This window comes from Serratia sp. C2(1) (assembly GCF_036352655.1).
GTDB lineage: Bacteria > Pseudomonadota > Gammaproteobacteria > Enterobacterales > Enterobacteriaceae > Serratia > Serratia inhibens.
In genome coordinates this window covers 444,527-469,122 of sequence record NZ_JAZFBA010000002.1, presented here as the reverse complement: position 1 = coordinate 469,122, position 24,596 = coordinate 444,527, and the positions used below count along the sequence as shown (strand labels likewise).

Below are 24,596 nucleotides of genomic sequence, written 5' to 3'. Positions count from 1 at the left end.
TTCCGCAGCCAACAACGATACGGCTCGAAAGACGCAGGAGATTTAGCTGCCGTGCAGGCGTTTGGCGTCAATCACATCCGGCAGCTGATTAAGTTTGGCCAACACCCGGCCGAGCACCTGCTGGTTGTAGATTTCAATGTCCATATCGATGGTCGCCAGCTGCTTTTTGGTGTCGCTCCGGCTGGCCACGCCCAGCACGTTGACCTTTTCATTGGCCAGAATGGTGGTGATGTCGCGCAGCAGGCCGCTGCGATCGTTGGCCATCACCCGCACCACCAGCGAATAACCGCTGGAATAGCTTTCGCCCCACACCGCGTCAACGATGCGTTCCGGCGCGTGCGACTGCAAATCCACCAGTTGGTCACAGTCCGCACGGTGGATGGAGATGCCGCGCCCCTGGGTGATAAAGCCGACAATGTCGTCGCCCGGGATCGGCTGACAGCAGCGGGCAATGTGGTGCATCAGGTTGCCTACCCCTTCCACCACCACCCGGCCGTTGTCCTTGCTGCGGCTCACCGGCGGGGCTTTATGCTGCACCAGTTGGCGCAGCGCTTCGCGATCCTGTTCCTCGGCGCTCGGCTTGTTGAACTTGCCTTGCAGGAAGTTCACCATCTGATTCAGACGGATATCGCCACCGCCAATCGCCGCCAGCACTTCATCCAGCGAGTTCATGTTGTAACGCGGGATCAGCAGCTTCTCGGCTTCTTTCAGGCTGATGCCTAGGTGCTCCAGCTCGCTGTCCAGCATCTGGCGGCCGGCCAGGATATTCTTGTCGCGATCCTGCTTGCGGAACCAGTTATGGATCTTGGAGCGGCCACGGCTGGTGGTGACATAGCCCAAGTTCGGGTTCAGCCAGTCGCGGCTCGGGTTCGGCTGCTTCTGGGTGATGATTTCAATCTGATCGCCCATCCGCAGCTGATAGGTAAACGGCACTATGCGCCCGCCGATCTTGGCACCGATGCAGCGATGGCCGACGTCGCTGTGAATATGATAGGCAAAGTCGAGCGGCGTGGAACCGGCCGGCAGATCCACCACATCGCCTTTCGGGGTAAACACGTACACCCGATCGTCGAATACCTGGCTGCGCACCTCGTCGAGCATCTCGCCGGAGTCCGCCATCTCTTCCTGCCAGGCGATCAGCTTGCGCAGCCAGGCGATGCGTTCTTCATAGCCGGAGCGTACCGTCGCTACCGCGCCTTCTTTGTATTTCCAGTGCGCGGCCACGCCCAGCTCCGCGTCTTCATGCATCTGCCGGGTACGGATCTGGATTTCGAGCGTTTTGCCGCGCGGGCCCAACACCACGGTGTGGATCGACTGATAACCGTTGGGTTTCGGGTTGGCGACGTAGTCGTCGAACTCATCCGGCAGATGGCGGAAGTGGGTATGCACAATCCCCAGCGCCGCATAGCAGTCTTGCAAGCGTTCGACCACCACACGCACCGCGCGCACGTCAAACAGCTCGTCGAAGGCCAACGCCTTCTTCTGCATTTTGCGCCAGATGCTGTAAATATGTTTCGGGCGGCCGTAGATATCCGCTTTGATACCCTCGTCGCCCATCGCATTGCGCAGCGAGGCGACGAAGTCGTCGATAAACTGTTCGCGATCGATGCGGCGTTCGTGCAGCAGCTTGGCGATACGCTTGTATTCATCCGGGTGCAGGTAACGGAAGCAGAAATCCTCCAGCTCCCATTTCAGTTGCCCGATGCCGAGGCGGTTGGCCAGCGGCGCATAAATATTCGAACACTCTTTTGCCGCCAGCACGCGCTCGTCTTCCGGCGCATCCTTCACTTCGCGCAGGTGGGCGATACGCTCAGCCAGCTTGATTACCACGCAGCGGAAATCCTCCACCATCGCCAACAGCATGCGGCGCACGTTGTCGACCTGTTCGGAGGCCATGGAGTCGTTTTGGGTGGCTTTCAGTTGGCGGATGGCGTCCATATCGCGCACGCCGTGCACCAGGTAGGTGATGCCCTTGCCAAACTCTTCGGTCAGGGTTTCTTCCGGCACGATGCCGGCGTCCACCAGCGGGAACAGCAGCGCGGCGCGCATGCTGTCGTTGTCCATGCTCAGCGTGGAGAGGATTTCCACCATTTCCAGTCCGCGCCACAGCAGCAGCGACGCGTCAGGGTGGTTCTGGGTCTGTTGCTCACAGTAGCGCCAGGTTGCGGCTAATCGCTCACATGACTGCGGGTTAGGTAGCCCCAAGCTGGCAATCCACTCGTCGAGAGCAAATTCACCAGCCGTGTTCAGATGTGCACTTCTTACCGCAACCATACCCTCTCCCTACTTTGCAGCGACCCCAGGCGTGTTGTCTTTAATAAACAGCGCCATTGACTCAAGATGCCCCGTATGCGGAAACATATCCAACATCCGCACACGTGCAAGACGATAACCGGCATCCAGCAATATTTTGCTGTCGCGTGCCAGCGTGGTGGGGTTACAAGAAACGTAAACCACCCGCTCTGGCGCCAGTTTTACAATATGTGACATCACGCCGGCCGCACCCGCACGGGCAGGGTCCAGCATCACTTTATCAAATCCTTGTGCTGCCCAAGGTTGCCGCTCAACGTCGTCTTCCAGATTTTCATGGAAGAAGGCGGCATTATTCAGTTTATTCTTATGTGCATTATATTGCCCATTCGCTACCAGCGTGGCAACACCTTCTATCCCCACCACCGCAGCGGCACGTCGCGCCAGCGGCAGGGTAAAATTGCCCATGCCGCAGAACAGATCCAATACCCGATCATTGGGCTGAATGTTGAGCCATTCAAGGGCCTGCGCCACCATTTGCTGATTTACTGTGTCATTGACCTGTATAAAGTCGCGCGGGCTGAAGTCTAAGCGTAGCCCGTCGACCTGATAATACGGCGTTTCGCCGCACAGTTTTTCGACCCTGTCGCTGTCCGGCGCCAAATAAATAGTTACGTTTTTTTGCTGCGCAAAGGCCTGCAATGCCAGGCGATCGTCATCTTTCAACGCGTCCAGATGCCGTAAAACCAGCAACGGGCCATTATCCGCCTGTACAAGCTCCGCATGCCCCAGACGCCGGGCGGCGTGCAGCCCGTTAAGACAGGCGCGCAGCGGCGTCAGCAAATGTTCCAGCTCGGGATGAAGGACCGGGCACTGCGTCACCGGCACCAGATCGCTGGAAGCCGCCTGGCGAAACCCCATCACCAGTTGTTGCTGTTTGGGTTGCCACATCAGCCCCAGACGGGCGCGGCGACGGTATCCGTATTGCGGGCCGGCGATCACCGGCTCCTGCTGTGGCGTAATGCCGGTTTCACGGGCGATCATGCGCACCAGTGCGGCAGATTTGCTCTGCTGTTGCAGGCTTTCATCCGCGTGCTGCTGCTGGCAACCGCCGCAAACGCCAAAGTGCGGGCAACGCGGCTCTACACGTTGCGGGCTGCGGCTCAACAGGCGTTTCAACCGGCCTTTGGCAAACTTGCTTTTTTCTTCCGTCAGCTGGATTTCCGCCTGCTCGCCCGGCAACACTCCCGGCACAAACACCGCTTTGCCGTTGTGGCGCGCCACGCCCTGGCCAAAGGGATCGAGATCGCTCACCGTTACGGTGAATATTTGTAGGCTTTGCCGGGTCGTCACGCGGCGTTTGGGAGAGTAGAATTGCGCCATATTTGTCGATTGAGTGCTGGTTCATTAAAGTAGAGAGTGTCCGGCAATTCTCCCACATTGGAATCCCATGACCAAATACAGCTTGCGTGCGCGCATGATGATCCTGATTCTGGCCCCAACGCTGTTGATTGGTCTGCTGCTTAGCACCTTCTTCGTGGTGCACCGTTACAATGAGCTGCAAGAACAGTTGGTTGATGCCGGTGCCAGCATTATCGAACCCCTGGCGGTGGCCAGCGAGTATGGTATGACATTCCGCAGCCGCGAGTCGGTCAGGCAGTTGGTCAGCCTGTTGCACCGCCGTCATTCAGATATTGTGCGTTCAATTACGGTGTTCGATGCGCAGAATAATCTGTTTGTCACCTCCAATTATCATCACAATTTTGCCCAATTGCAGCTGCCGAAAGGTGTGCCAATGCCCACCGATCTGATGCTGACGCGGCGCGGCAACTCATTGATCCTGCGCACGCCGATCCTGTCGGAAAGCCAGTACCCGGATCAAAATGCCACCGACCCGGTTCCGCAGGACAATAATCTGGGTTATGTGGCGATCGAACTGGATCTGCAGTCGGTACGGTTGCAGCAGTATAAAGAGGTGTTTATCTCTACCCTGCTGTTGCTGCTGTGCATGTGCATCGCCATCCTGTTCGCTTACCGTCTGATGCGCGACGTTACCGGCCCGATCCGCAACATGGTGAACACCGTCGACCGCATTCGCCGCGGCCAGCTCGACAGCCGCGTCGAAGGCTTTATGCTCGGCGAATTGCATATGTTGAAGAACGGCATCAACTCGATGGCGATGTCGTTGACCGCCTATCACGAAGAGATGCAACAGAATATCGATCAGGCCACCTCAGACCTGCGTGAAACGCTGGAACAGATGGAGATCCAGAACGTCGAACTGGATCTGGCGAAAAAACGCGCTCAGGAAGCGGCGCGCATCAAATCCGAGTTTCTGGCGAACATGTCGCATGAGCTGCGCACCCCGCTCAACGGCGTGATTGGCTTCACGCGGCAGATGCTGAAAACCGAGATGAGCGTCACCCAAACCGATTATCTGCAAACCATCGAACGCTCGGCCAACAACCTGCTGACCATCATCAACGACGTGCTGGACTTCTCCAAGCTGGAAGCCGGCAAGCTGGTGCTGGAACACATTCCGTTCTCGCTGCGTGAAACGCTGGACGAAGTGATTGTGTTGCTGGCGCCCAGCGCCCACGAGAAAGGGCTGGAACTGACGCTGGACGTGCATAACGACGTGCCGGAGCAAGTGATCGGCGACTCGTTGCGGCTGCAACAGATCATCACCAATCTGCTGGGCAACGCGATCAAATTTACCGAAACCGGCAACATCGATATCCGCGTCGAGTTGCGTGGCCTGCAAGATCGCCAGGTCGAGCTTGAAGTGCAAATCCATGACACTGGCATCGGCATCTCCGAACGGCAGCAGTCGCAGTTGTTCCAGGCGTTCCGTCAGGCGGACGCCAGCATTTCGCGCCGCCACGGCGGCACCGGTCTGGGGTTGGTGATCACCCAAAAACTGGTGAAAGAGATGGGCGGCGATATCTGCTTCCACAGCCAGTTGAACCGCGGTTCGACCTTCTGGTTCCATATCACGCTTGAGTTGCACGAAGGCATGCTGTCGCTGCCGTCAAGCCTGCCGGACCTGCGCGGCAAGACGCTGGGGTATATCGAGGCCAACCCGATGGCGGCGGAAGCCACGCTCAACATGCTGAGCGTAACCTCGCTGGTGATCACCCATTCGCCTACGCTGGCCCAGTTACCGAAAAAGGATTACGACTTCCTGCTGGTGGGAGTCCCGATCCCGTTCCGCGATAACCTGGCACAGCACGAAAGCAAGCTGAAAGCGGCGCTGAATATCGCCGGTCGGGTGATTTTGGCGCTGCCCTGCCAGTCGCAGATCAACGCCGAACAGCTTAAACAACAGGGCGCTATCGGCTGCCTGATCAAACCGATCACCAGCAACCGCCTGTTCCCGCTGCTGCGCATGGAACCCCCGCAACGCCTGCTCGCCGCGCCGGAACGCAAACGCCTGCCGCTGACGGTGATGGCGGTCGACGACAACCCGGCCAACCTGAAGCTGATCGGCACCCTGTTGGCCGAGCAGGTGGAAAAGACCCTGCTGTGCGAAAGCGGGGAAGAGGCGCTGGCGCTGGCGCGCGATAACGTGCTGGATCTGATCCTGATGGATATCCAAATGCCGAATATCGACGGTATCCGCACCAGCGAACTGATCCGCCAACTGCCGCACCACAACTCTACGCCGATCGTCGCGGTTACCGCCCATGCGGTGAGCGGCGAGCGCGAGCATTTGCTGCAAGCGGGAATGGACGATTATCTGGCCAAGCCGATTGACGAAGCTATGCTGACCCGCGTGCTGGCCCGTTATTACAGCGGCGAACCGGCCGCCGAGCCGTTGCTGTCGTTAGACTGGCCGCTGGCGCTGCGCCAGGCGGCGAACAAACAGGATTTGGCGCACGACCTGCTGCAGATGCTGCTCGACTTCCTGCCGCAAGTCAGCGAACGGGTGCAGGCGGTACTGGACGGCACCCCAGACGACAGCATTCTCGATTTGATCCATAAATTGCACGGCAGTTGCAGCTACAGTGGCGTGCCGCGCCTGAAGCAGCTGTGCTTCTACCTTGAACAGCAGTTGCGCAAGGGCGTCGGCAACGAGGAGCTGGAGCCGGAATGGCTGGAACTGCTGGATGAGATCGAGCTGGTGAGCCAGGCGGCCCGCAGCCATCTGGAGAACGATCGCCCAACGACAAGCTGAGGGTTACCCCTCAGCAGCATTGGCGGAGCCTATATCAGCTGCGACAGCCTTATGGTCGCCGCAATATTGCGTGCGGTCATGCGCACGTTGTCGGCGGCATTCTCCAGCGCTTCCTCGAGCGTGCAGATGCTGTACAGCACGCTGAACACCGCATCCAACCCGTGCTGATGCACCACCCCGACGTCGGCCGTCAGGCTGCCGGCGATGCCGATCACCGGCTTGTTGTAGCGTTTGGCGACGCGCGCCACGCCGATAGGCACCTTGCCGTTGATGCTCTGACTGTCGATGCGCCCTTCGCCGGTGATCACCAGCGTTGCGTCGCGCACCAATGCGTCCAGCCCCAACGCTTCGGTGACGATCTCAATCCCCTGACGCAGATCGGCATGGCAGAACGCCAACAGCGCCGCCCCCATACCGCCGGCCGCACCCGCACCGGGCACCCCGCCCACCTCAATCGCCATATCCTGTGCGATCACCTGCGCATAGTGCAGCAGACAGCGATCAAGTTGCGCCACCATCTGCGGCGTCGCCCCTTTCTGCGGGCCGAAAATCGCCGAGGCGCCCTCTTTGCCGGTTAACGGGTTAGTGACGTCACAAGCGACCTCGAATTTGCACTGGGCAATGCGCGCATCCAGCCCGCTGACGTCGATCGCGACGAGGCGTTCCAACTGCGCACCGCCAAAGCCAATGTCGTCGCCGTTTTTATCCAGCAACCTCGCCCCCAGCGCCTGTACCATGCCGGCGCCGCCGTCGTTGGTGGCACTGCCGCCGATGCCGATAATGCAATGTTTTACGCCGTGATCCAGCGCCGAACGGATCAGTTCGCCGGTACCATAAGAGGTGGTGTTCAGCGGGTTGCGCTGCCGCCCCGGCACCAACTCCAATCCGCTGGCGGCGGCCATCTCGATAAAGGCGCTTTGCCCATCGCCGGACAGGCCGAAAAAGGCCTGCACTTTTACGCCCAGCGGCCCGGTGACGTCGACATCCACTTTACGCCCGCCGGTAGCGGCAACCATCGCCTCCACCGTACCTTCCCCACCGTCGGCTACCGGCAGTTTGATGTACTCGGCATCAGGAAATATCTCGCGAAAGCCCGCTTCAATCTGGGTCGCCACTTCCAGTGCCGACAGACTTTCTTTGTATGAGTCCGGCGCGATCACTATTTTCATATACGGTCCGTTTCCTCGACTGCACTCGTCCTTTGATTCGCCAACCGGCGCATCGGCACCCTCGGCAGAGGCTGAGCCTGCTCACCTGACCAGACGGCCCCTATCGGCTCACTTCCGCCTTGGCTAATTTCTCATAATAGCAGGCCAGCGCACTGTGATCCGCCGCCCCCAGCCCGTCGGCCCGCAGCGCCTGCATCATTTCCATTACTGCGGCGGTGAGCGGCAACGGTGCGCCGACGCCGTGCGAGGTATCCAGCGCGTTGGCCAAATCCTTGATATGCAGCTCAATGCGAAAGCCCGGCTTAAAATTGCGATCCATCACCATCGGCGCTTTGGCGTCCAGCACCGTGCTGCCGGCCAGCCCGCCGCGAATGGCCTGATAGACCAGATCCGGGTTGACGCCCGCCTTGGTTGCCAGCACCAGGGCTTCGGACATCGCGGCGATGTTCAGCGCCACAATCACCTGATTCGCCAGCTTGGTGACATTCCCGGCCCCGATTTCCCCGGTGTGCACGACCGAACCGGCCATCGCCTTCATGACCGGCAGGCAGCGCTCAAATACCGCCTTGTCGCCGCCGACCATGACCGACAAGGTCGCGTCGATGGCCTTCGGCTCGCCGCCGCTGACCGGCGCGTCCAGCATGGCAATCTGTTTTTCCGCCAGCGCGGCGCTGATTTCACGGCTGGCAAGCGGCGCAATCGAGCTCATGTCGACAAGCACGCTGCCCGGTCTGGCGCCTTCGATAATGCCGTCCTTGCCCAATGCAACCTCTTGCACCTGCGGCGAATTCGGCAGCATGGTGATCAGGATATCGCTTTGCTCAGCCACCGCTTTCGGCGTCTCGGCGGCGGTGGCGCCCAACGCAACCAGCTCGGCGGTGGTCTGGGGATGATGATTGAGCACCACCAGCGAATAACCGGCTTTCAGCAAATTTTTACTCATGGGTTTGCCCATGATACCCAAGCCAATAAATCCAATTTTCATGCGGTTAACCTCTTTGCAAAGTGGAAAGCAGAACGTTACTTTTTAAACCGATCGCACAGCGCTTGGGTGGCCGCGCGGAACACCCCAAGATCGCTCCCAACAGCGACAAACGTGGCCCCCCATTCCAGGTATCGGCGCGCATCGGCCTCCGCCGGCGCCAGTATGCCGCTCGGTTTGCCGTGCGCCTTGGCGCATTCAAAGATATGGCGGATCGCCGCCTGCACCTGCGGGTGATTGGGCTGGCCGAGGTAGCCGAGTGCCGCCGATAAATCGCTTGGCCCGACAAAGATGCCGTCAACGCCGTCCACGGCGGCAATCTCATTCAGGTTATCCACCCCGGCCTGGTTTTCTATCTGGACCAGTACGCTGATGTTGTCGTTGATGGTGGTGAAATAATCCGCCACCGTGCCGTAACCGTTGCTGCGATGAGAGACCGACACGCCGCGAATGCCCGCCGGCGGATAACGGGTGGAAGCTACCGCCAGCCGCGCCTGTTCCGCGTTTTCCACAAAGGGGATCAAGAAGTTGTAAAAACCGATATCCAGCAGGCGCTTGATAATCACCGGTTCGTTGCACGGCGGCCGCACCACCGCCGCGCTGTCGCTGTCTTTCAACGCCATCAGTTGCGGCACGAAAGTGGTGATGTCGTTAGGCGCATGCTCGCCGTCCAGCACCAGCCAGTCGAAACCGGCCAGCCCCAGTACCTCGGTAGATATCGGGTTGCCCAGCGCCGACCAGCAGCCAATCAGGGTTTCGCCCTGCAACAGGGACTGGCGGAAGCGGTTGGGGAGAAGGCTAGTCTTCATGGCGTTTCCTTGGGTTAAGATTGAAATGTTATGCACCGGGGCCTTAACGCACCAGGCATGGGCGCTTGGGATCAAAGACCCAGCCCGGCACCAGATATTGCATGCCCTGAGCATCGTCTCGGGCGCCCAATCCGTTGGCCTTGTACAGCTCATGGGCCTTCATCAACCGATCGCGATCCAGTTCTATGCCCAGCCCCGGTTTCTTCGGCACCTCAATGCGGCCGCCGACAATCTGCAAGGGTTCGCGGGTCAGGCGCTGATCGCCCTCCTGCCAGATCCAATGGGTATCGATAGCGGTGATTTTGCCCGGCGCGGCGGCGGCGACATGAGTAAACATCGCCAGCGAAATATCAAAGTGATTATTGGAGTGAGAACCCCAGGTCAGCCCGAACTCGTGGCACATTTGCGCCACCCTCACCGAGCCTTGCATCGTCCAAAAATGCGGGTCCGCCAGCGGAATGTCCACCGACTGCAATTGCAGCGTATGGCCCATCTGCCGCCAGTCGGTCGCGATCATGTTGGTGGCGGTCGGCAAGCCGGTGGCGCGGCGAAACTCCGCCATCACCTCGCGGCCGGAGAACCCTTGCTCGGCGCCGCAGGGATCTTCTGCATAAGCCAGCACGTTGCGCAGCTGCCTGCCAAGGGAAACCGCTTCGTCCAGCGACCAGGCACCGTTGGGATCAAGGGTAATGCGCGCCTGCGGAAAACGCTCGGCCAGCGCGGTCGCCGCCTCGGCTTCTTCTTCCCCGGCCAGCACCCCGCCCTTGAGCTTGAAATCGTTGAAACCGTATTTTTCATAGGCCGCCTCTGCCAGCCGCACCACACTCGCCGGCGTCAGCGCCTCTTCATGCCGCAGTCGGTACCAGTCGCAGCGCTCATCCGGTTGGCTGCGATATGCCAGCGGCGTCTTGTTGCGATCACCGAGGTAGAACAGATAGCCGAGCATTTCCACCGAGTCGCGCTGCTGGCCGTCCCCGAGCAGCGCCGCTACCGGCACGTCGAGAAACTGCCCGAGCAAATCCAGCATCGCCGCCTCAATGCCGGTCACCACGTGAATGGTGGTACGCAGATCGAAGGTTTGCAGACCACGCCCACCGGCATCACGCTCGGCAAAGCGGCTGCGTACCGCCGCCATCACGTTTTTGTATTCCCCCAAGGTTTTGCCCACCACCAACGACCGGGCCTCTTCCAGCGTGTGGCGGATTTTCTCGCCACCCGGCACTTCGCCCACGCCGGTGTGGCCGGCATTATCCTGCAGGATCACGATGTTACGCGTAAAAAATGGCGCATGAGCGCCGCTCAGGTTTAGCAGCATGCTGTCATGGCCGGCGACCGGCACGATCTGCATGGCGGTTATTTTGGCTGCGGTACTGAGTGAAATCATAAGGTTATCCTTTAAGAAAAATCAGCGGCCAAAGGCCGGGCGTTTGGCATCGAACTGCCAGCCCGGAACCAGGTACTGCATGGCAACCGCGTCGTTGCGAGCGCCTGACGGAAGTTGCTGGTGCAACCGATGCGCCTGTTCCAGCGCGGCCCAATCCAGATCAACCCCCAGCCCCGGTCGATCCGGCACGGCAATGCGGCCGTTGACGATCTGCAGCGGGTTTTTCGTCAGGTGCTGGCCTTCCTGCCAGATCCAATGGGTGTCGATGGCGGTGGGATTACCGGGTGCGGCGGCGCCGACATGGGTAAACATCGCCAGCGAAATATCGAAGTGATTATTGGAATGGCAGCCCCAGGTCAGCCCCCAATCGTTGCACAGCTGGGCTACCCGCACCGCGCCGTGCAGGGTCCAGAAATGCGGATCCGCCAGGGGAATATCCACCGCTTGCAGCATCACCGCATGGCACATCTCGCGCCAGTTGGTGGCGATCATGTTAGTGGCGACCGGCAAGCCGGTGGCGCGGCGGAACTCCGCCATCACTTCACGACCGGAGAACCCCTGTTCGGCACCGCAAGGATCCTCGGCATAGCTCAGAATGCCCTGCATGCCCTTGCACAAGGCGATAGCCTCGTCGAGCAGCCAGGCGCCATTGGGATCAACGGTAATGCGGGCATCCGGGAAATGCTTCGCCAGGGCGCACACCGCGTCAATTTCCCGTTCGCCCGGCAACACGCCGCCTTTCAGCTTGAAATCCCGGAAACCGTAACGATCCCTGGCTGCCGCGGCCAGTTCGACGATCGCCGGCGTATCCATTGCCTGCTGATGTCGCAGTTGGTACCAGGGGTGCCGGCCGCGTTGAGCGGGTTGATAGGGCAAATCCGTTTTCCCGGCGTCGCCGATATAAAACAGGTAACCAAGCACCGCCACCTCGTCACGCTGCTTGCCGGGGCCGAGCAACTCCGCCACCGGCACGCCGAGGAACTGGCCGAGCAGATCGAGCAGCGCGGCCTCCAAAGCCGCCACCGCGTTCACCCGCAGTTCAAAGGTCCAGGCCCCCTGGCCGAAGGCGTTAAAATCGGCTTCCTGATTGCCGCTGTGAATGTCGTGTATCAACCGGTTCATGCGCGCAACCTGCTGGCCGATGACCCGGGGAATAACCCCCATCAGCGTGCGATAAATCACTTCGCCGCCCGGTGCCTCCCCTACGCCGGTATGGCCTGCGCTGTCGGTCAGCACCACGATGTTGCGGGTGAAACAGGCTCCGTGCGCGCCACCGATATTCAGCAGCATGCTGTCGTACCCGGCCACCGGGATCACGCGCATTTCGGTGATCACCGGCGTGCTTTGCGTGTTGCTCATGCTCATTTCCTCACCCGTGCAAGGGTTTCAATTCGATGCGTTTGATTTCGCCGACAATGAACAGGTAGCTCGCCACCGCCAGCAGGGCGTGGATACCGACATACACCAGCGCACCGTTAAAGGATCCCGTGGTGCCGATGATGTAGCCGATAGCGATCGGCGTGACGATGCCGGAGACGTTGCCGAACATATTGAACAGCCCGCCGCTCAGGCCACTGATCTCTTTTGGCGCGGTATCCGCCATAACCGCCCAGCCGAGCGCCCCCACCCCTTTGCCGAAGAACGCCAGCGCCATGATGCCGACCACCATCCATTCGGTGTCGACGTAGTTGCAAAACACCATCGACATCGACAGCAGCATCCCCAGCACAATCGGTGCCTTGCGGGCGAAGGTCAGTGACTGCGTGCGGCGCATCAGGTAATCGGAGATCACGCCGCCGAGCACGCCGCCGACAAAACCGCAGATGGCCGGCACCGAAGCCACCATCCCGGCCTTAAGGATCGACATGCCGCGCGCCTGCACCAGATAGACCGGGAACCAGGTGATGAAAAAATAGGTCAGTGCGTTAATGCAGTATTGGCCGATATACACCCCGACCATCATGCGCGACTGCAACAGCTGTTTGATCTGGTGCCACTTCTCGCCCTTCGCCTTCACCTGCTGCGACCGCGGTTGATCCATGTTGATCAGCGCGCCGCCGGCCTCGATATAGTCCAGCTCGGCCTGGTTTACGCCGGGATGCTCTTTGGGATTATGGAGCACTTTCAGCCAGATAAAGCTGAGCACGATGCCAAGCCCGCCCATAAAGAAGAACACGTGCGACCAGCCCACAGCGTGGGTCAGCCAACCCATGATCGGCGCGAAGATCACCGTGGCGAAATATTGCGCCGAGTTAAAGATCGACACCGCCGTACCGCGCTCGTGCGCCGGAAACCAGGCGGCTACAATGCGGCTGTTGCCGGGGAAGGACGGCGCTTCCGCCAGCCCTACCAGGAAACGCAGGGCGAACAGCGCCACCACGATGCCAAAGCCGCTGAAGATATCCACGAATCCCTGCAACAGGGTGAACAGCGACCAAATGAAGATGCTCCAGAAATAGACGCGCTTCGATCCGAAGCGGTCGAGCAACCAGCCGCCGGGGATCTGGCCGATGACGTAAGCCCATGAGAAAGCCGAGAAGATATAGCCCATCCCAACGGGATCCAGACCGATATCCTTGGCCATCGACGAGCCGGCGATCGACAGGGTGGCGCGATCGCCGTAGTTGAACGAGGTAACGATAAACAGCATCACCACGATCCAGTAACGCGCATGGGTTCTTTTAATCGAACTCGTTGCGGAGCTGATGGTAGACATTGTGTTCTCCTGAATGATAGCGGCTTGCTATATTCATCCTGAACCACAGATATATCCCCTATGGATTTCAAGTGGCCGCCAATCGGCCATTCGCACATTTCATGCAATTGAAATACAACGGGCATGTAAATATCTCAGAACGAAATCGATTAAATTAGATTGCGCCAACAATGAGCGGTGCGGTTAATACGCCAGCGACAATATTTAAATCCAATGAATTTCACTACGCAGAAAAGTATATGCGCCGTAAATTCATATCTCATCAGGCAATACAACAAGGATTACGGGGATATCGCGGGTAATTTATGGCATTTGCCCAATGCAGTGGCGACTGGCTCACGAAACGCCGCCCATGAAGCTTTCCTGCCCTCTGGCGTTCAATCTGCAACCCGGCCGCCGCCTGGAAGTGAAGGGGTATCCGTGAGCCGCCTCACAGCAGACTGGTCCGATGCCAAAGAATCCATGCCGAATGCCCGCTAATCCCGGTCATTTGCATAATGCCCCTCGGCCGTACCGCACATATACTGTTTAATGAGCAACCGTGCCGGTTATTACCTACAGCCTACCCAAAATAAATCGACTCAGGATAATAAGCATGTCCGATATAAACGAGAGGCCGCTTTATATTAAGGTTCACGACTCGGATAATGTCGCCATCGTGGTAAACGATCGCGGCTTGCCGAAAGGCGCATTATTTCCCTGCGGGCTGCAATTGCTGGAACATGTACCGCAGGGGCACAAGGTAGCGCTGAAAAACATTGCCGCCGGCGGCGAGATTGTCCGCTACGGCGAGATCATCGGTCATGCGCAACGTGCCATTTTGCGCGGCTGCTGGATCGACGAATCGCTGGTATCGCTGCCGGAGGCCCCCGAGCTGCAGCGCCTGCCACTGGCCAATAAGGTTCCCGCCCCGCTACCGCCACTCGAGGGTTACCGCTTCGAGGGCTACCGCAACGCCGACGGCAGCGTCGGCACCAAAAACTTGCTCGGCATTACCACCAGCGTGCAGTGTGTCGCCGGCGTGGTTGACTACGTGGTGAAAATCATTGAACGCGATCTGCTGCCGCGCTACCCCAATGTGGATGGCGTGGTCGGCCTCAACCATCTTTACGGTTGCGGCGTGGCGATCAACGCACCGGCGGCGGTGGTGCCGATCCGCACTATCCACAATCTGGCGCTGAATCCCAATTTTGGCGGCGAGGTGATGGTGGTCGGCCTGGGCTGTGAAAAACTGCAGCCGGAGCGCCTGTTGCAGGGCACACCGGACGTGCAGGCGATCTCGCTCGACGAGGGCCAGATTGTCCGTTTGCAAGACGAAAAGCATCGGGGTTTCAGATCGATGGTTGACGACATCCTGACGCTCGCCGAGCGCCACCTTCAACGCCTGAATCGCCGCCAGCGCGAAAGCTGCGCAGCCTCAGAATTGGTGGTCGGCATGCAGTGCGGCGGCAGCGATGCGTTTTCCGGCGTGACGGCCAACCCGGCGGTAGGTTTCGCTTCCGATCTGCTGGTACGTTGCGGCGCGACGGTGATGTTCTCTGAAGTCACTGAAGTGCGCGATGCGGTGCATCTGCTGACGCCGAGAGTGGCGGATGAACAGGTTGGCAAGCGCTTGCTGGAGGAGATGGCCTGGTACGATGCCTATCTCGAGGCCGGGCAAAGCGATCGCAGCGCCAATCCGTCTCCGGGCAATAAAAAAGGCGGGTTGGCCAACGTGGTGGAAAAAGCATTGGGGTCGATCGCCAAATCAGGTACCAGCGCTATTGTAGAGGTACTGTCCCCCGGCCAGCGCCCCACCAAGCGCGGCCTGATCTACGCCGCCACGCCCGCCAGCGACTTTGTCTGCGGCACCCAGCAGTTGGCCTCCGGCATCACTATCCAGGTCTTCACCACCGGACGCGGTACGCCCTACGGCCTGACCGCCGTGCCGGTGATTAAAATGGCGACCCGCAGCGCGCTGGCGGATCGCTGGTACGATTTAATGGACATCAACGCCGGCACTATCGCTACCGGCGAAGCCACTATTGAACAGGTGGGCTGGCAACTGTTTGAACTGATTCTGGATATCGCCAGCGGGCGCAAGAAAACCTGGTCGGATCAATGGGGGCTGCATAACGCGCTGGCGGTATTTAATCCGGCACCGGTGACCTAGATCAGGCGTCAGCATCCAGTTGCAACCCGATATACAACAGCAGACGATCGTCAAAACTGGCGAGGTTCAACCCGGTCAGTTCTGCAATGCGGTTGAGCCGATACTCCAGCGTATTACGATGAATATACAGTGCCTTGGCGGTGACGGTCGGTTGTACGTTATGCAGGAACCAGGCAGCCAGCGTACGGCGCAGCAGGCCGTTGCCGTCCATCGCCTTGAGCTTCATCAACGGGCGGGCCAGCTCATCTGCCTGCCAGCCGCCGCGCAGGCTATCCAGCAATACCGGCAACATCAGATCCTGATAGTAATAAGTGCGTTGATCCCCCATCCTCTGCTTGCCGACCATCATGGTGGTGCGCGCGGTGCGATAGGAGCGGGCGATGCTGCCCGGTCCGGTGAAGTAATTGCCGAGTGCGATGCGCACCCGCAGCCGGCTGCTCTCATTCATCCTCGACAACAGGTTATCCACCCGTCGCCGGTGATCTTCCGCATCCCAGCGCCCATGGCCATTGAGCGCAGGTTTCAGCACCACCATTTCGCTCAACGAAACGATGGCGATCAGGTTGTCGCGCTCCGGCATGGTCAGCAGCGTCTGCAATTGCTGCAGTTCGGCCATTGCACTGTCTACGCCAAGCTGGCCGCTGTCCACCTCCACCACCGCCGCGACCCGCGGCTGGTTGGGATCGATCCCCAGCCGCTTCGCCCACTCCATCAGCGCCGGAGTGAGTTCGTCGGTACGGATCAGGTTCAGCACCAATTCTTCCCGCAGCCGGCTGTCCTGCGCCAGCATATGCAACAGCCGAGCCTGCTCCAGCATCATTTCGGCGGTCATGCAGACCAGCTCGCCATACTGCCGCAGCTGGCCAGGATTGCCGGTCAGGCCGATAACCCCGACGATGCGCCCGTCAATGCGCAGCGGCAGGTTAACGCCGGGGCGCACGCCATGCAGGTGACGCGCCACCGCTTCGTCAATATCCACCACCCGCGCCTGTGACAGCACCAGCAGCGCACCTTCGTGCAGTTCCCCCACCCGCTCACGATCGCCGCTGCCGATAATCTTGCCGCGCGCGTCCATGACATTGACATTGCTGTCGATGATCTGCATGGTGCGCGCAACGATCTCTTGCGCCAGTTTGCCATCGAGATGGTATTCCGACATGCCGTTTTCTCCTGCCCGGAAAGGTGCCAATTCTTCAGCATACCGACGGCGATCCTCTGGCACATTGTGCAGTTGCACAAAGCTTGGTGACCATTGCTGAAGTTGCGGCAAGGTTCACAGTTTTCATGACATAAAAAAGGCACGCCGTGGCGTGCCTTGAGAGCGGAGACCGGGAAGAAATTACTGCATCAACAGATACAGCTGGGTATCGCCGCGTTGGATGTTCAACGCCAGCACTGATGGCTTGCTGTCGAGAATTTTGCGCAGTTCGCCCAGGTTCTGGATAGGCTGCTGGTTAACCCCGAGGATAATATCGCCTTTTTTCAGGCCGATGCGCGCAGCGGCACTGCCGGCTTTGACGTTATCCACCTTCACGCCTTTCTGGCTGCCGACCTGGGCATTGCTCAGTTCGGCCCCTTCAATGCCGGTGTAGATATTGCCGGACTCAACCTGAGTCTGGGCGCTTTGCTCCAGCGTGACGTCCACGGTGACCGGTTTGCCGTCGCGGATGATGCCCAGCGACATTTTGCTGCCGACCGGCAGCGTACCGATTTCCGCACGGAACGAGGCAAAGCTGGAGATGGCTTTACCGTTCATGGTGACGATAACGTCACCGGCCTTGATGCCCGCCTTGGCGGCGGAGGATTTCGGCATCACCTGGCTGACAAAGGCACCGCGCTGGGCGTCCACCTTCATCGCTTTCGCCAGTTCAGAGTTCAACTCGGTGCCCATAATGCCCAGCTCGCCGCGTTTCACCTGGCCGAACTCAACCATTTGCGCCGTCAGGTTTTTCACCATGTTGCTCGGGATGGCGAAACCAATGCCGATGTTGCCGCCGTCCGGCGCCAGGATCGCGGTGTTAATGCCGATCAGTTCACCGTTCAGGTTAACCAGCGCGCCACCGGAGTTACCGCGGTTAATCGCCGCATCGGTCTGGATAAAGTTTTCGTAGTTTTCGATATTCAACCCGCTGCGGCCCAGGGCGGAAACGATACCGGAAGTCGCGGTTTCGCCTAATCCGTACGGGTTGCCGATCGCCACGGTGTAATCGCCGACGCGCAGTTGCTCGGAATCCGCCATCTTGATTGCCGTCAGGTTTTTAAAGTCTTTCAGTTGGATCAACGCGATATCGGAACGCGGATCCTTGCCTATCACCTTGGCGTCAAACTTGCGGCCGTCGCTCAGTTGCACCTGAATTTTGTTGGCATTATCTACCACGTGGTTATTGGTCACCACATAGCCCTTGGCGGCATCAATCACCACCCCGGCGCCCAGCGCCTGGAATTTTTCCTGGCTGCCTTGGCCAGGCGCCCCCGGCCCACCGCCCTGACACATCGGCGAAGCCTGGAACGGCGAACCGTCCTGGCAGAAAGGCGAATCTTCGCCGAAGAACTGTTGGAACTGCGGCGGCATCTTCTGCGCATTGACGGTGGTGCTGCCTTCAACGTTAATGCTCACCACGGAGGGCATCACTTTTTCCAGCATCGGCGCCAGGCTGGGCAGTTGTTGGGTGCTTGAAGAGGCGGTTTCTGCGGCGCCGGCCGTCATCGGGCCCATTGCCATACCAATACTGAAAGCCAGGGCGCTAAGAACTAATGCGGTTTTTTTCATCTGTGTGTCTCTTATAAAGTCGTTCAGAAAGTATTGCGTTCTTTGTGCATAGTCAGAGCTTATTAATAGCCCGAAGTTCCGGCGCAGGTTATTGGTAATAGTAAACAAATATTGTCCGTCTTTACAAAACTCGAAATATTCACTGTGACCTGCAACGCAAGCGTTCAAATAATATTTATTAACTGAATGAATTATTCAGCTGCCATTAATTTTCTATATTCGTCGTAGGCATAAAGATCGGTCATGCCGCTGATATAATCTTGCAGCAAACGTGCGCGGAAATAGTATTCCCGGATCGCCTGTTGCTCCGGCGACAGGTGCTGCAACCCTTCAACCGCTTCGACATACGCCAACCGATGTTTGGTGGAGAGCTTGTGGAACAGCCGCGTTTCGATCGGGTAAGCGCGATGGCTGTCTTCCTGCACCAGCTGGGTAAAATCCGCCAGCGACATCGCCAGCAAGGGGCTGTAGATGTCCAGCAAGCCGCTGATCACCCGGTAACCCTGCAGCTCAAGCTGCTCCACTTCGGGGTGGTTGAACACGTGCTTGAAGGCCACATTCTTGAAGATCTTCAGCAGTTGATACGCCGGGCTGGAGTCTTCCAGCAACGCCTGATTAAAGTTGCCCTGATAAACCGCATCCAGATTATCAATAAAACGCTGCGCCGCATGCGGCACCAGCCGCGCCACGGTGAACACCCGCAAATACATGAAGAACTGATCTTCGCTGCTGCGCCGCGCGCCGCCGCGATCGATCTTGCGAAAAGCGCTGGCCACGGTTTTATCAAACAAATCGCCCGGCGATACCTCGCCCCATTCCTGGGTTAAATGCTGATAAAGTTGTTCAACGGTGAAAATGTTTTTTTCCACCGCGTCTTCCAGATCGGCGACGCAGTAAGAAATATCGTCCGCCGCCTCCATGATATAAGTCAGCGGGAAACGATCGAACTCGCCCATATTCAGCTCGCGCCGCAAGCGATCGACAAATGCCTCTTCCGCCAGATAAAAGCCCGGTTTTTTCATCAGGTAGCTGTGGCTGGCGGGGATCTCGCTGGCCCAATACGCCGGACGGGTATATTTCAGAATGCAGCCCACCTGCGCATAGGTCAGGTTGAGCTTCAGTAACGTATGCACCAGCCTAATCGCCTGGGCATTGCCCTCGAAATGGCTGAGATCGTGGCGGATGCGACTGCGCAGGCGGTTGAGATCGCCTTCGCCTTCATGCAGGCGCAGCACGCCGATCTGGCAACGATCGTTGCTGGCGGGCTCGATTCCGCAGCTGGCGGGATCGAGCCGCTGGGCAAACCAGTCGTTAATCGCCGACTCGCCGAAGTGCCCAAACGGCGGGTTGCCGATGTCATGCATCAGGCAGGACATTTCAACTATGCTTTCAAAAGGATCGAGTAATTTGGTCAGACCGAGCGCGTCGATCCGCCGTTCCTGTTTGAAACGGTTGAGGATCTCTTTGGCAATATGCCGCCCGACCTGCTGCACCTCCATCGAGTGCGTCAGACGGCTGCGCACCGCGGCGTTGCGCTCCAGAGGGAACACCTGGGTTTTTTGCTGCAGACGGCGAATGGCGGCCGAATTGACAATACGCCCGCGATCGCTCTCAAACTGCCGCACGATGTCATATTCTTCCTCAGCTTCAATAGGCTTGCTGAAAGGCCGCTGGAAACTGATTTTTTGCTTAAAGTCGATCCCGGACATCTGTTTCTCCTCCGTTGCGCCCAGCCCCCGTGATAACAATTCCCGACGGCATATGCAACGGATTATCTCTCTATGAGAGCCATGATAGACTATGACGCAATTCCCACACCCAATCAGCGAGTGTTATTTATGAAAGTAGGCATCATCGGCGCCATGGAGCAGGAAGTTACCCTGCTGCGCGAACAAATTGAAAACCGTCAGGCCATTCAACGCGCGGGTTGTGAAATTTATACCGGCCAAATCGGCGGCGTTGACGTGGCACTGCTGAAATCCGGTATCGGTAAAGTTTCTGCGGCACTGGGCACCACCCTGCTGCTGGAACACTGCAAGCCGGATCTGGTGATCAACACCGGTTCCGCCGGTGGCCTGGCCGCCACGCTGAAAGTGGGCGATATCGTGGTTTCCGAAGAGGTGCGCTATCACGACGCCGACGTCACCGCCTTTGGTTACGAGCCAGGCCAGATGGCCGGCTGCCCGGCGGCGTTCGTGGCGGACGAAGCGCTGATCGCGCTGGCGGAAAGCTGCATCAAGCAGTTGGATCTGAACGCGGTGCGCGGCCTGATCTGCAGCGGCGACGCCTTCATTAACGGCGCAGAACCGCTGGAACGCATCCGTACCACTTTCCCAAGCGTTGCCGCGGTTGAAATGGAAGCCGCCGCCGTCGGCCACGTTTGCCACCTGTTCGGCACGCCGTTTGTGGTGGTGCGCGCCATCTCTGACGTTGCCGACAGTGAATCGCACATGAGCTTTGACGAGTTCCTTGTCGTGGCCGCCAAGCAATCAACGCTGATGGTCAACGCGATGCTGCAAACCCTGGCCAAGCGCGGTTGATGTGAAACCCTGCTTTTCAGCCCTGCTGTGGCTGCTGACATTTTGGGTGGCGCTGCCTGCCGGTGCCGCTCAACGCGTGATCAGCCTGGCGCCCAATACCACCGAACTTGCCTATGCCGCCGGCATGGGCGATACCCTGCTGGCGGTGAGCGCCTTCTCCGATTACCCGCCGGCGGCCAAGAAGCTGGAACAGGTAGCGTCCTGGCAGGGGATCAACCTGGAGCGGGTGCTGGCGCTGAAGCCGGATCTGATCCTCGCCTGGCGCGGCGGCAATCCGCAGCGGGTACTGGATCAGCTCGCCGCCTTCGGCATCCCGATTTTTTATGCGGATGCCACCACGCTCGATGACATCGCCCAGTCGCTGGATGACCTGGCCAAATACAGCCCGCATCCGGAGCAGGCACACCAGGCTGCGGGCACCCTGCGCCGACAGATCGCCGCGCTGAAAGCCAAATACCCGCGCAACCAGCCGCGCCGGGTCTTGTTGCAGTTTGGCACCCAGCCGCTGTTCACCAGCTCCGGCGCCACCCTGCAAAGCCAGGTGCTGTCGCTGTGCGGAGCGGAGAATATCTTTGCCGACAGCCGCATGCCATGGCCGCAAATCAGCCGTGAGCAGGTGCTGGCCCGCCAACCTCAGGCCATAGTGATTACCGGCGAGGCAAAAGAGATTGCCAGCGTGAAGGCCTTTTGGGCGCCACAGCTGCAAGTGCCGGTGGTTGCGCTGAACGGCGACTGGTTCAACCGCGCCGGCCCGCGCATCATGCTGGCCGCACAGCAACTGTGCAGCCAACTGGCGGAACTCCGCTGATGTTGGTGTTTTGGCTGGATATTCTCGGTACCGCAGTATTTGCTATTTCCGGCGTCTTGCTGGCCGGCAAGCTGCGCATGGATCCGTTCGGCGTGTTGGTGCTCGGCGTGGTCACGGCGGTCGGCGGCGGCACTATCCGCGATATGGCGCTGGCCAATGGCCCGGTATTTTGGGTGAAAGACCCGACCGATCTGGTGGTGGCGATGATAACCTGCGTGCTGACGCTGCTGCTGGTACGCCAGCCGCGACGCCTGCCGAAATGGATCCTGCCGGTGCTGGATGCCGTCGGGCTGGCGGTGTTCGTCGGCATCGGCGTCAATAAAGCCTTCGCCGCCGATACCGGCCCGCTGGTGGCGGTCTGCATGGGCGTCATTACCGGGGTTGGGGGCGGTATTATCCGGGACGTCCTGGCGCGGGAAATTCCGATGATCCTGCGAACCGAAGTTTACGCCACCGCCTGTATTGTCGGCGGTATCGTCCACGTTACCGCTTTCGCCACCTTCGGTATGCCGCTGCAGCAGGCGATGATGCTTGGCATGAGCATCACGCTGGCGATCCGGCTGGCGGCCATCCGCTGGCACCTGAAGCTGCCGGCGTTTATCCTCGAACAGTAACGATTGCCGGCCGCAATCGAAACGATGCAGATCCGGTTCGGGCCAGAGTGAAATGGCGACCATAAAAAAACCCGCAAACCGGTGAGGTTGGCGGGTTTTATGCTGCTGCAGGCGGGATCAGACGCTGAACGAAGAACCGCAGCCGCAGGTGGTTTTGGCGTTAGGGTTGGTTACCACGAAACGTGAACCTTCCAGCCCTTCGGTATAATCGACCGAACCGCCCACCAGATATTGCAGGCTCATCGGGTCAACCACCAGCGCAACGCCCTGCTTCTCGATGGTCATATCGCCGTCGTTGACCTTGTCGTCAAAAGTGAAGCCGTACTGGAATCCGCTGCAGCCGCCACCGGTAATGTAAACCCGCAACTTCAGATTCGGATTTTCTTCGTCAGCAATCAGGACCTTAACCTTGCTTGCTGCTGCCTCGGTAAATTGCAGGGGCAGTGCTGTTTCATCACTCATACTCTTTACTCCCAACATTGTTCTGCATCAGGCCGCTACAATGGCAGCCTGATTAATGTTTTGATTATCCAATACCTGAGTGCTGCGTTCAAGTATTCACCGCATTTGTTGTATTTTCTTTACCTGTTTTATCTGCCGCCTCACGCGCCTGCAACGCTTCCTGCCGTCGCAACGTACGGGCCAATATCGACGAATACAACGGCTTACCCCCGAGAAACTGCGCCACCAGCGTAGCACCAAAGCAGGTAATGATCATTGGCAGTATGCGCTGATAATTATCGCTCATCTCCAACACCGGTACGATCCCGGTCAAGGGTGCCGGCGACATAGCGGCAAAGGTGTGCCATCCCAAAATAGGTATCTGACTGTGATCGTTTCATATCGGCGAACACTTCACTAGAATAGCGCGGTCAAATCATTCAAAAGAGAATCCAGGAGCCGATTTATGAGCTTACACAGCAAGTCCGAAAGTCTGTATGCCCAGGCACAACAGGTTATCCCAGGTGGGGTTAACTCTCCGGTGCGCGCATTCAGCGGCGTTGGCGGTGTGCCGCTGTTTATCGAGCGGGCAGACGGGGCTTACCTGTTCGACGTCGACGGCAAAGCCTATATCGACTACGTCGGTTCCTGGGGCCCAATGGTGCTGGGTCACAACCACCCGGCGATCCGCAACGCGGTCATCGAAGCCGCACAGCGCGGCCTGAGTTTTGGCGCCCCCACCGAGATGGAAGTCAAAATGGCGGAGCTGGTAACCGAACTGGTGCCGACCATGGATATGGTGCGAATGGTGAATTCCGGCACCGAAGCCACCATGAGCGCCATTCGCCTGGCACGCGGCTATACCAACCGCGATAAAATCATCAAGTTCGAAGGCTGCTACCACGGGCATGCAGACTGCCTGCTGGTAAAAGCCGGTTCCGGCGCGCTGACCCTGGGTCAGCCGAACTCGCCGGGCGTGCCGGCCGATTTCGCCAAGCACACGCTGACCTGCACCTACAACGATCTGGAGTCGGTCCGCACCGCTTTCGAGCAGTACCCTTCCGAGATCGCCTGCATCATCGTCGAGCCGGTTGCCGGCAACATGAATTGCGTGCCGCCGCTGCCGGAATTCCTGCCCGGCCTGCGTGCGCTGTGCGACAAATACGGCGCATTGCTGATTATCGATGAAGTGATGACCGGCTTCCGCGTCGCGCTGGCCGGGGCGCAAGCCTATTACGATGTGAAACCCGACCTCACCTGTCTGGGCAAAATCATCGGCGGCGGCATGCCTGTCGGCGCGTTCGGCGGCCGTCGCGAAGTGATGGCGGCATTGGCGCCAACCGGCCCGGTCTATCAGGCGGGGACGCTGTCCGGTAACCCGATTGCGATGGCGGCCGGTTATGCCTGCCTGACCGAGGTTTCGCAGGTCGGTATCCATCAGACGCTGACCGAGTTGACCGATATGCTGGCGGCAGGCCTGCTGGACGCAGCCAAAGAAGAAAACGTCCCGTTGGTCGTCAACCACGTCGGCGGCATGTTCGGCCTGTTCTTTACCGATGCACCGGCGGTGACCTGCTACCAGGACGTGATGCAGTGCGATGTGGAACGCTTTAAGCGCTTCTTCCACCTGATGCTGGATGAGGGGGTTTATCTGGCGCCTTCCGCCTTTGAAGCCGGCTTTATGTCCGTTGCGCACAGCAAGGAAGACATTCAACGCACCATCGATGCTGCACGCCGCTGCTTCGCCAAACTGTAATAGTTCGCGGCCAAACAAAAACGGGCGC

The 24,596-nt window shown here is 59.1% G+C and carries 17 protein-coding genes and 2 pseudogenes; 6 read left to right on the top strand and 13 right to left on the bottom strand.

From position 1 onward, the window contains the following. Positions 1-42 precede the first annotated feature (42 nt). Both relA and rlmD read right to left on the bottom strand, forming a co-directional pair. Positions 43-2,274: a GTP diphosphokinase gene (relA, locus tag V2S86_RS17715; protein ID WP_330763508.1), complete on the bottom strand. Its 2,232-nt coding sequence runs from the start codon at positions 2,272-2,274 to the stop codon at positions 43-45. A gap of 9 nt (positions 2,275-2,283) precedes the next feature. Continuing rightward, positions 2,284-3,633, bottom strand: coding sequence for a 23S rRNA (uracil(1939)-C(5))-methyltransferase RlmD (rlmD, locus tag V2S86_RS17710; protein ID WP_330763507.1), 1,350 nt, complete (start codon positions 3,631-3,633; stop codon positions 2,284-2,286). Between the two features lie 67 nt (positions 3,634-3,700). On the opposite strand from rlmD, the gene barA reads away from it, so the two are divergent. Then, complete coding sequence (gene barA, locus V2S86_RS17705) at positions 3,701-6,427, top strand: two-component sensor histidine kinase BarA (RefSeq protein ID WP_330763506.1); 2,727 nt, start codon at positions 3,701-3,703, stop codon at positions 6,425-6,427. Positions 6,428-6,456: 29 nt separating this feature from the next. On the opposite strand, the gene V2S86_RS17700 is transcribed toward barA, so the two are convergent. The 6 genes and pseudogenes from V2S86_RS17700 to V2S86_RS17675 all read right to left on the bottom strand — a co-directional run bounded on the left by V2S86_RS17700 (position 6,457) and on the right by V2S86_RS17675 (position 13,487). Next, positions 6,457-7,596 carry a glycerate kinase gene (locus V2S86_RS17700; protein WP_330763505.1) on the bottom strand — a complete coding sequence of 380 codons (1,140 nt, stop codon included), beginning with the start codon at positions 7,594-7,596 and terminating at the stop codon, positions 6,457-6,459. Positions 7,597-7,696: 100 nt separating this feature from the next. Next, positions 7,697-8,587 (bottom strand): annotated as a pseudogene (gene garR / locus V2S86_RS17695) (2-hydroxy-3-oxopropionate reductase); the annotation flags it as partial. A gap of 29 nt (positions 8,588-8,616) precedes the next feature. Then, positions 8,617-9,387, bottom strand: a complete 771-nt coding sequence (garL, locus tag V2S86_RS17690; protein WP_330763504.1) for a 2-dehydro-3-deoxyglucarate aldolase — start codon at positions 9,385-9,387, stop codon at positions 8,617-8,619. 43 nt (positions 9,388-9,430) lie between these two features. Beyond that, positions 9,431-10,771: a glucarate dehydratase gene (gene gudD, locus V2S86_RS17685; protein WP_330763503.1), complete on the bottom strand. Its 1,341-nt coding sequence runs from the start codon at positions 10,769-10,771 to the stop codon at positions 9,431-9,433. Positions 10,772-10,792: 21 nt separating this feature from the next. Further along, the gene (locus V2S86_RS17680) at positions 10,793-12,130 is read right to left on the bottom strand and encodes an enolase C-terminal domain-like protein (RefSeq protein WP_330763502.1); all 1,338 of its coding nucleotides are present in this window, start codon (positions 12,128-12,130) and stop codon (positions 10,793-10,795) included. Between the two features lie 10 nt (positions 12,131-12,140). Beyond that, positions 12,141-13,487 carry an MFS transporter gene (locus V2S86_RS17675; RefSeq protein WP_330763501.1) on the bottom strand — a complete coding sequence of 449 codons (1,347 nt, stop codon included), beginning with the start codon at positions 13,485-13,487 and terminating at the stop codon, positions 12,141-12,143. Between the two features lie 595 nt (positions 13,488-14,082). Here V2S86_RS17675 and garD point away from each other — a divergent pair. After that, positions 14,083-15,639, top strand: a complete 1,557-nt coding sequence (garD, locus tag V2S86_RS17670; RefSeq protein ID WP_330763500.1) for a galactarate dehydratase — start codon at positions 14,083-14,085, stop codon at positions 15,637-15,639. 1 nt (position 15,640) lies between these two features. Here garD and V2S86_RS17665 read toward each other — a convergent pair whose 3' ends face one another. The 3 genes from V2S86_RS17665 to dgt form a co-directional block, all read right to left on the bottom strand. Continuing rightward, positions 15,641-16,798: a CdaR family transcriptional regulator gene (locus V2S86_RS17665; protein ID WP_330763499.1), complete on the bottom strand. Its 1,158-nt coding sequence runs from the start codon at positions 16,796-16,798 to the stop codon at positions 15,641-15,643. A 180-nt stretch (positions 16,799-16,978) separates the two neighbouring features. Next, the gene (gene degP, locus V2S86_RS17660) at positions 16,979-18,409 is read right to left on the bottom strand and encodes a serine endoprotease DegP (protein ID WP_330763498.1); all 1,431 of its coding nucleotides are present in this window, start codon (positions 18,407-18,409) and stop codon (positions 16,979-16,981) included. A gap of 191 nt (positions 18,410-18,600) precedes the next feature. Continuing rightward, positions 18,601-20,118: a dGTPase gene (dgt, locus tag V2S86_RS17655; protein WP_330763497.1), complete on the bottom strand. Its 1,518-nt coding sequence runs from the start codon at positions 20,116-20,118 to the stop codon at positions 18,601-18,603. A gap of 129 nt (positions 20,119-20,247) precedes the next feature. Between dgt and mtnN the strand changes: the two genes are divergently transcribed. From mtnN to V2S86_RS17640, 3 genes are read left to right on the top strand one after another with little or no spacing between them, the layout of a single operon-like run. After that, positions 20,248-20,949, top strand: coding sequence for a 5'-methylthioadenosine/S-adenosylhomocysteine nucleosidase (gene mtnN, locus V2S86_RS17650; RefSeq protein WP_330763496.1), 702 nt, complete (start codon positions 20,248-20,250; stop codon positions 20,947-20,949). 1 nt (position 20,950) lies between these two features. Then, positions 20,951-21,757, top strand: a complete 807-nt coding sequence (gene btuF / locus V2S86_RS17645) for a vitamin B12 ABC transporter substrate-binding protein BtuF (RefSeq protein ID WP_330763495.1) — start codon at positions 20,951-20,953, stop codon at positions 21,755-21,757. Continuing rightward, positions 21,757-22,371, top strand: a complete 615-nt coding sequence (locus V2S86_RS17640; RefSeq protein WP_330763494.1) for a TRIC cation channel family protein — start codon at positions 21,757-21,759, stop codon at positions 22,369-22,371. The genes btuF and V2S86_RS17640 overlap by 1 nt, the downstream gene beginning before the upstream one ends. Before the next feature lie 117 nt (positions 22,372-22,488). On the opposite strand, the gene erpA is transcribed toward V2S86_RS17640, so the two are convergent. Both erpA and V2S86_RS17630 read right to left on the bottom strand, forming a co-directional pair. Beyond that, a complete protein-coding gene (erpA, locus tag V2S86_RS17635; RefSeq protein WP_004950184.1) occupies positions 22,489-22,833 on the bottom strand; it encodes an iron-sulfur cluster insertion protein ErpA in 345 nt (114 codons plus the stop codon). Positions 22,834-22,921: 88 nt separating this feature from the next. Next, positions 22,922-23,170, bottom strand: a pseudogene (locus tag V2S86_RS17630) (chloride channel protein); the annotation flags it as partial. Between the two features lie 108 nt (positions 23,171-23,278). On the opposite strand from V2S86_RS17630, the gene hemL reads away from it, so the two are divergent. Next, a complete protein-coding gene (hemL, locus tag V2S86_RS17625) occupies positions 23,279-24,568 on the top strand; it encodes a glutamate-1-semialdehyde 2,1-aminomutase (protein ID WP_330763492.1) in 1,290 nt (429 codons plus the stop codon). Positions 24,569-24,596 lie beyond the last annotated feature (28 nt).

What these genes read in the sequence shown, in the direction of transcription:
- dgt (WP_330763497.1), bottom strand. Translation starts at nt 20,118, where the DNA reads ATGTCCGGGATCGACTTTAAGCAAAAAATCAGTTTCCAGCGGCCTTTC.
- V2S86_RS17675 (WP_330763501.1), bottom strand. Translation starts at nt 13,487, where the DNA reads ATGTCTACCATCAGCTCCGCAACGAGTTCGATTAAAAGAACCCATGCG.
- relA (WP_330763508.1), bottom strand. Translation starts at nt 2,274, where the DNA reads ATGGTTGCGGTAAGAAGTGCACATCTGAACACGGCTGGTGAATTTGCT.
- V2S86_RS17680 (WP_330763502.1), bottom strand. Translation starts at nt 12,130, where the DNA reads ATGAGCAACACGCAAAGCACGCCGGTGATCACCGAAATGCGCGTGATC.
- V2S86_RS17665 (WP_330763499.1), bottom strand. Translation starts at nt 16,798, where the DNA reads ATGTCGGAATACCATCTCGATGGCAAACTGGCGCAAGAGATCGTTGCG.
- degP (WP_330763498.1), bottom strand. Translation starts at nt 18,409, where the DNA reads ATGAAAAAAACCGCATTAGTTCTTAGCGCCCTGGCTTTCAGTATTGGT.
- gudD (WP_330763503.1), bottom strand. Translation starts at nt 10,771, where the DNA reads ATGATTTCACTCAGTACCGCAGCCAAAATAACCGCCATGCAGATCGTG.
- garD (WP_330763500.1), top strand. Translation starts at nt 14,083, where the DNA reads ATGTCCGATATAAACGAGAGGCCGCTTTATATTAAGGTTCACGACTCG.
- erpA (WP_004950184.1), bottom strand. Translation starts at nt 22,833, where the DNA reads ATGAGTGATGAAACAGCACTGCCCCTGCAATTTACCGAGGCAGCAGCA.
- garL (WP_330763504.1), bottom strand. Translation starts at nt 9,387, where the DNA reads ATGAAGACTAGCCTTCTCCCCAACCGCTTCCGCCAGTCCCTGTTGCAG.
- V2S86_RS17700 (WP_330763505.1), bottom strand. Translation starts at nt 7,596, where the DNA reads ATGAAAATAGTGATCGCGCCGGACTCATACAAAGAAAGTCTGTCGGCA.
- rlmD (WP_330763507.1), bottom strand. Translation starts at nt 3,633, where the DNA reads ATGGCGCAATTCTACTCTCCCAAACGCCGCGTGACGACCCGGCAAAGC.
- mtnN (WP_330763496.1), top strand. Translation starts at nt 20,248, where the DNA reads ATGAAAGTAGGCATCATCGGCGCCATGGAGCAGGAAGTTACCCTGCTG.
- barA (WP_330763506.1), top strand. Translation starts at nt 3,701, where the DNA reads ATGACCAAATACAGCTTGCGTGCGCGCATGATGATCCTGATTCTGGCC.
- V2S86_RS17640 (WP_330763494.1), top strand. Translation starts at nt 21,757, where the DNA reads ATGTTGGTGTTTTGGCTGGATATTCTCGGTACCGCAGTATTTGCTATT.
- hemL (WP_330763492.1), top strand. Translation starts at nt 23,279, where the DNA reads ATGAGCTTACACAGCAAGTCCGAAAGTCTGTATGCCCAGGCACAACAG.